We start from the raw sequence: 6,000 nt of genomic DNA, 5'->3' as shown, positions 1-6,000 counted from the left end.
CCGCTGCGGTGATTGGAACTCGTGTTGCGGAAACCATCTTGGCCAGCAGCGAACAAGCTGCACCCAACAGGCCGCACATATGGATGCAAGCGATCTGGTCAAACCTCACAAAGCTCTTGTGCCACGGGGGCCGTCCACATATGGGTCCCGGATCGGCGCGCGCTTGGGCGCGCTTGTCCGGGACGACAGCGGAGTGTGTGGCAGCAGCTAGCGCAATAACTCGACGCTAACCCGCCGCCTTCGCCTCCCGGATCGCCTGCCAGATCTTCTGCGGTGTCAGCGGCGTATTGAGCTGGGTGACGCCGAGCTCGGCGAGCGCGTCCATCACGCCGTTGGTGACGCAAGGCGGGCCGCCGATGGCGCCGGACTCGCCGCAGCCCTTGGCCCCGAGCGGATTGGTGCGGCAGGGCGCGGAATCATCCAGCGTCACCACGATCGGCGGCACGTCGTCGGCGCGCGGGATGCAATAGTCCTGATAGCTCGCGGTGAGGAGCTGGCCGTCGGCATCATACGAGACGCCTTCATACAGCGCCTGACCGATGCCCTGCGCGACGCCGCCATGGATCTGCCCCGTCACCAGCATCGGGTTCACGGCGACCCCGACATCGTCGACCGTAGTGTAGCGCACGACCTTGGAGACGCCGGTTTCGGGATCGATCTCGACCTCGCAGATATGCGTGCCGTTCGGCCAGCTCGGACCATCGACCTCGCCCTCGGAATCGACGCTGAGCTTGGCGCCGCTCTCCTTTTCGGCGATGTCGAACAGGCTGATACGGCGGTCGGTGCCGACCACGGTCAGCATGCCGCCCTGATATTCGATGTCCTCGACCGAGGTCTCCAGCACGTTCGCCGCCTTCTCGCGCGCCTTCTGGATCAGATCGTTGGAGGAGACCGCGACCGCGGTGCCACCGACAAACAACGAGCGCGAGCCGACGCTGCCAAAGCCCATCGCGAGATCGGTGTCGCCTTGCACGACATCGATCTTGTCCATGGCAATGCCGAGCGTGTCGGAGATCATCTGGGTGTAGGTGGTCTGCAGCCCCTGCCCCATCGCCATGGTGCCGGAATGCAGCACGACGCGCCCTTGAGAGGTCGCGTGCAGGCTGACCTTCTCGGTGTGGGCGCGGCCGCCGGTCCATTCGATGTAGGAGGTGAGCCCGCGGCCGTAGAGCAGGCCCTTCTTCTTCGCCGCCTTCTTGCGCGCGGCAAAGCCGTCCCAGTCGGCCAGCTTCACGGCGCGGTCGAGCATGTGCGCGAAGGCGCCGGAATCGTAAACCTGGCCCGCCGCATTGGTATAAGGCAGCTGCGCCGGCTTGATGTAGTTGGCTTTGCGGATCGCGCGCGGATCGATGCCGATCTTTCGCGCGGCGGCGTCGAACAGGCGCTCGACGATGAAGACCGCTTCGGGCCGGCCGGCGCCGCGATAGGCACCGACGGGCGCGGTGTGGGTCATCACTGATTGCACCTCGAAATGCACCAGCGGCAGGTCGTAGACGCCGGTCTGCACGAACGGCCCGAGCACCAGCGGAATGATGTTCGCCGCACCCGAGGAGTAAGCGCCGGTGCAGCCGATCGACTTGACGCGATAGGCCAGCACCTTGCCCTTCTCGTCCAGCGCAAAGGAGGCAGTCGAAGTGAGATCGCGGCCGTGGGTGCCACCGACGAATTCGTCGGTGCGATCGCCGCGCCAGCGGATCTTCTTGCTCAGCTTGGTCGCGGCGTAAGCGACGATGCCGTCCTCGGGATAGAGGTTGGTCTTCTGGCCAAAGCCGCCGCCGATATCGCCGACCAGCACACGCACACTGTCCTTGGGACGCTTCAGCACGGCCTCGGCGAGCACGTCGCGGGTCGAGGCCGGGGTCTGCGACTGCACATGCAGCAGCAGGCGGCCGGTCTTCTTGTCGATCTCGGCAATGGTCGAGCGCGGCTCCATCGCCGACGGCACGAGGCGCTGGCTGACGAGGTCGAGCTCGACGGTGTGCGCGGCCTTGGCGAACGCCTCGTCCACCTTGGCGGCATCGCCGTAAGCCATCGCACCGACGATGTTGTCGGGCGCCTCCGGCCACACCACGGGCGCGCCGGGCTTGACGGCCTCGACAGGGTCGACCACCGCAGGCTGCACGTCATACTCGACCACGATCGCCTCGGCCGCGCTCTGCGCCTCGACGCGGGACGAAGCCACAACGGCAGCCACGGCCTCGCCGGCGTAGCGGACGACCTCATGGGCGAGCAGCCGGCGCGGCGGCACCGTCATCGGCTTGCCGTCGGGGCGCTTGAAGATGCTCAGCGTCGGGATGCTGCCGACATCGTCCTTGACGAGGTCGGCGCCGGTGTAGATCGCGGCAACGCCCGGCATCGCGGCGGCCGCGCTGGTGTCGATCGAGACGATCGTCGCATGGGCATGCGGCGAGCGCAGCACGTAGAGCCACAGCGCGCCGTCTCCCGGCTTGTCGTCGATGAACTGCCCCTTCCCGGTCAGCAGCCGCTGGTCTTCCAAACGCTTGACGGGCTGCCCCGCTCCGAAACGCAAATTGCCGGGAAGAATGTTCATTCCGTGGGGTCCTCGAAATCCGCAAAAACGACCGCGGCGGTTTTAACCGATTTTGCGCGCCAGACAACCGAGCCGCGACACATCTGCAATGCGCGTCTGCCCCCCTTGCGGGCGCGGAATTCGCCGTCAGGAACGCTCGATATCGATGATGCCTATATTGACCTCGCGGCTGTCCGAGCCGCGTTTGACCGTGAGGCGAACTGTCTTGCCCGCTCCGGCCTGCTCGAGCGCATCGGTCAAATCGGAGAGGCGCCGCACCGGCTTCCCTTCCACCGCGGTGATGATGTCTCCGACCGCTCCCGTCGAAAAGTTGACGCCGCGAATCCCCGCCCGCTCGGCGGGGCTGCCGGGGGCCGTCCGCACCACGATGACGCCTTCGACGCCAAGCCGCGTCGACACATCCTCGCCGGCGGCGACGATGCCGATGCCGGGCGTCGGCACGCGGCCGTTGCGGATGAGCTCGGGGACAATCCGGTTCACAACATCGACCGGCACGGCGAAGCCGATGCCGGCATTCGAGCCGGACGGCGATATGATCGCCGTAGTCACGCCGATCAACCGGCCGGCGGAGTCCAGCAGCGGCCCGCCTGAATTGCCCGGATTGATCGCAGCATCGGTCTGGATGACGTTGGCGATCTCCCGGCCGCCATGGGTTGGAAGCCGGCGCTTGAGCGCGCTGATGATGCCAGAGGTCATCGATTGATCGAGCCCGAAGGGGTTGCCGATCGCAAAGGCGGATTGGCCGACCTTCAGGTCGTTCGAACTGCCGAGCGCCACCGGCTGCGGGAGCTCGCGCACGCTGCGGATCCTCAGCACCGCGAGGTCGTAATTGGGCGCCGTGCCGACGAGGTCGACCTGCGCGACTTCACCTGAGGCGAAGCGCACCGCGATCTCGCCACCATTGGCCACGACGTGATTGTTCGTCACGAGATGGCCCTCGCGGTCCCAGACGAATCCCGTGCCGGACGCGCCGCCGCCCTGGCCTTCCTCGCCCGTGAGCGGACTCGCCGCCGATTTCACCGCCACCTGAACGACCGAGGGCGACACGCGTTCAAAGATGTCGATGGTCGCCTTTTCGCCATCGGACAGCGGGCCGCGCTGCTCGACGGCGCGTGCGGAGGGTGCCGCCCATGAGGCATAGGAGACCGGGACATGCAGGATTTTCGCGGCCGTGACGGCGAGCAGCAGGGCGGCGAAGGCTGCCGCGGCAATCGCGTAGCGACGATTCATGGGTGATCACCGTGTCTTGTGCTGAATGCGGGCTCTGAGATGCACATTGCATGGACAGAAATCGCTCACGCGGCAACGTCGCAAACGCTCGGAAGTTTCTCGATTGCGCAGGTTGGGACTTTTGGGGCTCCCGCACGAGCGCCGGGGCATATTGCCGCGTGACAACGAGCTATGTCAGCTCGCGCAGCGCCGCCTCCACCACCTTGCGCGCCTCGGCCGTCAGCGCGGCCTGCGGCGGGACGGGGTCGCCGACGTCGTAGCCCTGGACTGCAAGCCCCGCCTTGATGCAGGCGGCGAGGTTGAAGCGGGCGAAGGCTTCGTTGATGCGCCACAGCCGGCGCTGCAGCGCCATGGCCTCGTCCCAGCGGCCGGCCTTGCAGAGGTCGTAGAGCGCGACACTCTGGCGCGGGATGATGCAGGCCGGGCCCGCCATCCAGCCAAGCCCGCCGATCAGCATCACCGCGGCCGGGATGTGGGCGGAGGCCGAGAACACCCGCAAGGCATCGCCGCAGCGGTTCATGATCGAGAGCAGCCGGCCGGTGTTGGTCGAGGCGTCCTTGATGTAGCCGATGCGCGGGTGCTCGGCGAGGCGCGCGATGATGTCGAGGGTGAGGTCGGAGCGCTGGAATTGCGGATTGGTGTAGATGACGACGGGAATGTCGACGGCATCCGCGATGGCGCGGAAGTAGGATTCGACCTGGGCGTCGCTGAGCGGAAAATACGCCTCCAGGATCGCCAAGATGCCGTCGGCCCCACATTTCTGGTAGGCCCTCGCCTGCGCCACCGCATCCGCCGTCGAGGTCGAGGCGACGCCGGCGACAACAGGCACGCGGCCCTGCGCGGCTTCGATCGTGGTCTGCACGACCGCGGTGCGTTGTGCGGCATTGAGATAGGCGAACTCGCCGGTCGAACCCAGCGGCGTCAGCCCGTGCACGCCGGCGCCGATCAGATCATCACAGAGCTTTGCGAGCACGTTCGTCCGCACCGTGCCGTCGGCATCGACGGGCGAGACGAGATAGGGGAAGACGCCGTGGAATTCGGACATGTCGGGGCTCCGGAAGCTGGCACCCGACGGGTCTTAGCAATGCCCGCCCCCGCGATCAAACCTTGAGCAAGCGTACCCGCGTGCCCCAGGGATCAATCGCCTCCACGCCGTCGGCAAGCGCCGTGAGCTTCGCACCGCCTTTGCGCAGGCGCTCTTCCTGCGCGGCGAGCAGCTCCGGCTTGGCCATGACCAGCGAGAACCAGGTGAGACCCGTCATCTTATCGTCGCGCTGGCCGGCGCCCTGGCTTTGCCAGACGTTGATGCCGAGGTGATGATGATAGCGGCCCGACGACAGGAACGCGGCGCCGCTGCGGCTGCGGGTCGGATCGAGGCCAATGGCGCCATGATAGAAGCCTCCGGCCTGCGCGAGATCGCCGACCCGCAGATGCATGTGGCCGATGCGCATTCCGTCCGGCGCCTTGGCGTAATCTGGCACGCGCGTATTGGTCAGCGACAACAGGTCCGGAATGTTGAGCTCGTCGGACGCCATCTTCACGCTGCTCTCGCTCCATTGCCATTGCGAGGGATCGCGGTCGGCATAGACCTCGATGCCGTTGCCTTCGGGATCGTCGAGATAGACGGATTCGCTGACGAGGTGATCGGCAAAGCCCGACAGCTTCACGCGGTGCGAGGCCGCGTGCACCAGCCAGCGCGCCAGGTCCTTGCGCGTCGGCATCAGGAAGGCGGTGTGGTAAAGGCCTGCGGCATTGCGCGGCTCGATTTCCGCATTGGGGCGGGCCTCCAGTACCAGCAGCGTGACGCCGGCCGTACCGAGCTTCACCGCAGTCGCCGAGCGCTCCATCACCGTGAGGCCGATCACATCGCGGTAATAGTCCGCGACCTTGTCGAGATTCTTCACCCGCAGCGTCACCATGCCGATCCGCATCGGCGTTCGGCTGGCATAGGTCGGCCCGCCGCCCTGCGGCGTGCCCTCGGCACGCGCCGCAGCTGCGGCCGCCATGGCAAGGGAGGCCGCGCCGGCGAGTTGCAGCAGGGTGCGGCGGGTGAGGTCGATGGTCATCGGTCAGGGCTCGCTGAAACTGGTTGGGGCCGTGCGGCGCAATGTCGGGCCGATTGCTACACGTTCCCGTGAGCGGCTCCCAATCACATGTTCGTCGGCCGTAACAGGCGGTGTCCTGACCACCCGGCCAGTTTCGCGATTCCCCGCGACATC

4 protein-coding genes are annotated in these 6,000 nt (G+C 66.7%); all 4 read right to left on the bottom strand.

What is annotated here, in order from left to right:
* Positions 1–226: 226 nt before the first annotated feature.
* Positions 227–2,551, bottom strand: a complete 2,325-nt coding sequence (locus GGD66_RS34235) for a xanthine dehydrogenase family protein molybdopterin-binding subunit (protein WP_183261057.1) — start codon at positions 2,549–2,551, stop codon at positions 227–229.
* 126 nt (positions 2,552–2,677) lie between these two features.
* A complete protein-coding gene (locus GGD66_RS34230) occupies positions 2,678–3,781 on the bottom strand; it encodes a S1C family serine protease (protein WP_183261055.1) in 1,104 nt (367 codons plus the stop codon).
* Positions 3,782–3,950: 169 nt separating this feature from the next.
* Positions 3,951–4,826, bottom strand: a complete 876-nt coding sequence (locus tag GGD66_RS34225; RefSeq protein WP_183261053.1) for a dihydrodipicolinate synthase family protein — start codon at positions 4,824–4,826, stop codon at positions 3,951–3,953.
* 55 nt (positions 4,827–4,881) lie between these two features.
* Complete coding sequence (locus GGD66_RS34220; RefSeq protein ID WP_183261052.1) at positions 4,882–5,847, bottom strand: VOC family protein; 966 nt, start codon at positions 5,845–5,847, stop codon at positions 4,882–4,884.
* Between the last annotated feature and the right edge of the window lie 153 nt (positions 5,848–6,000).

The organism is Bradyrhizobium sp. CIR48, assembly GCF_014198315.1.
Taxonomy (GTDB): Bacteria; Pseudomonadota; Alphaproteobacteria; order Rhizobiales; family Xanthobacteraceae; genus Bradyrhizobium.
The sequence above is the reverse complement of the archived record's forward strand: the minus strand, read 5'-3'. Positions and strand labels throughout refer to the sequence as shown.

Coding starts and splice junctions, on each gene's coding strand:
- GGD66_RS34235 (WP_183261057.1), bottom strand. CDS start 2,551: ATGAACATTCTTCCCGGCAATTTGCGTTTCGGAGCGGGGCAGCCCGTC.
- GGD66_RS34230 (WP_183261055.1), bottom strand. CDS start 3,781: ATGAATCGTCGCTACGCGATTGCCGCGGCAGCCTTCGCCGCCCTGCTG.
- GGD66_RS34225 (WP_183261053.1), bottom strand. CDS start 4,826: ATGTCCGAATTCCACGGCGTCTTCCCCTATCTCGTCTCGCCCGTCGAT.
- GGD66_RS34220 (WP_183261052.1), bottom strand. CDS start 5,847: ATGACCATCGACCTCACCCGCCGCACCCTGCTGCAACTCGCCGGCGCG.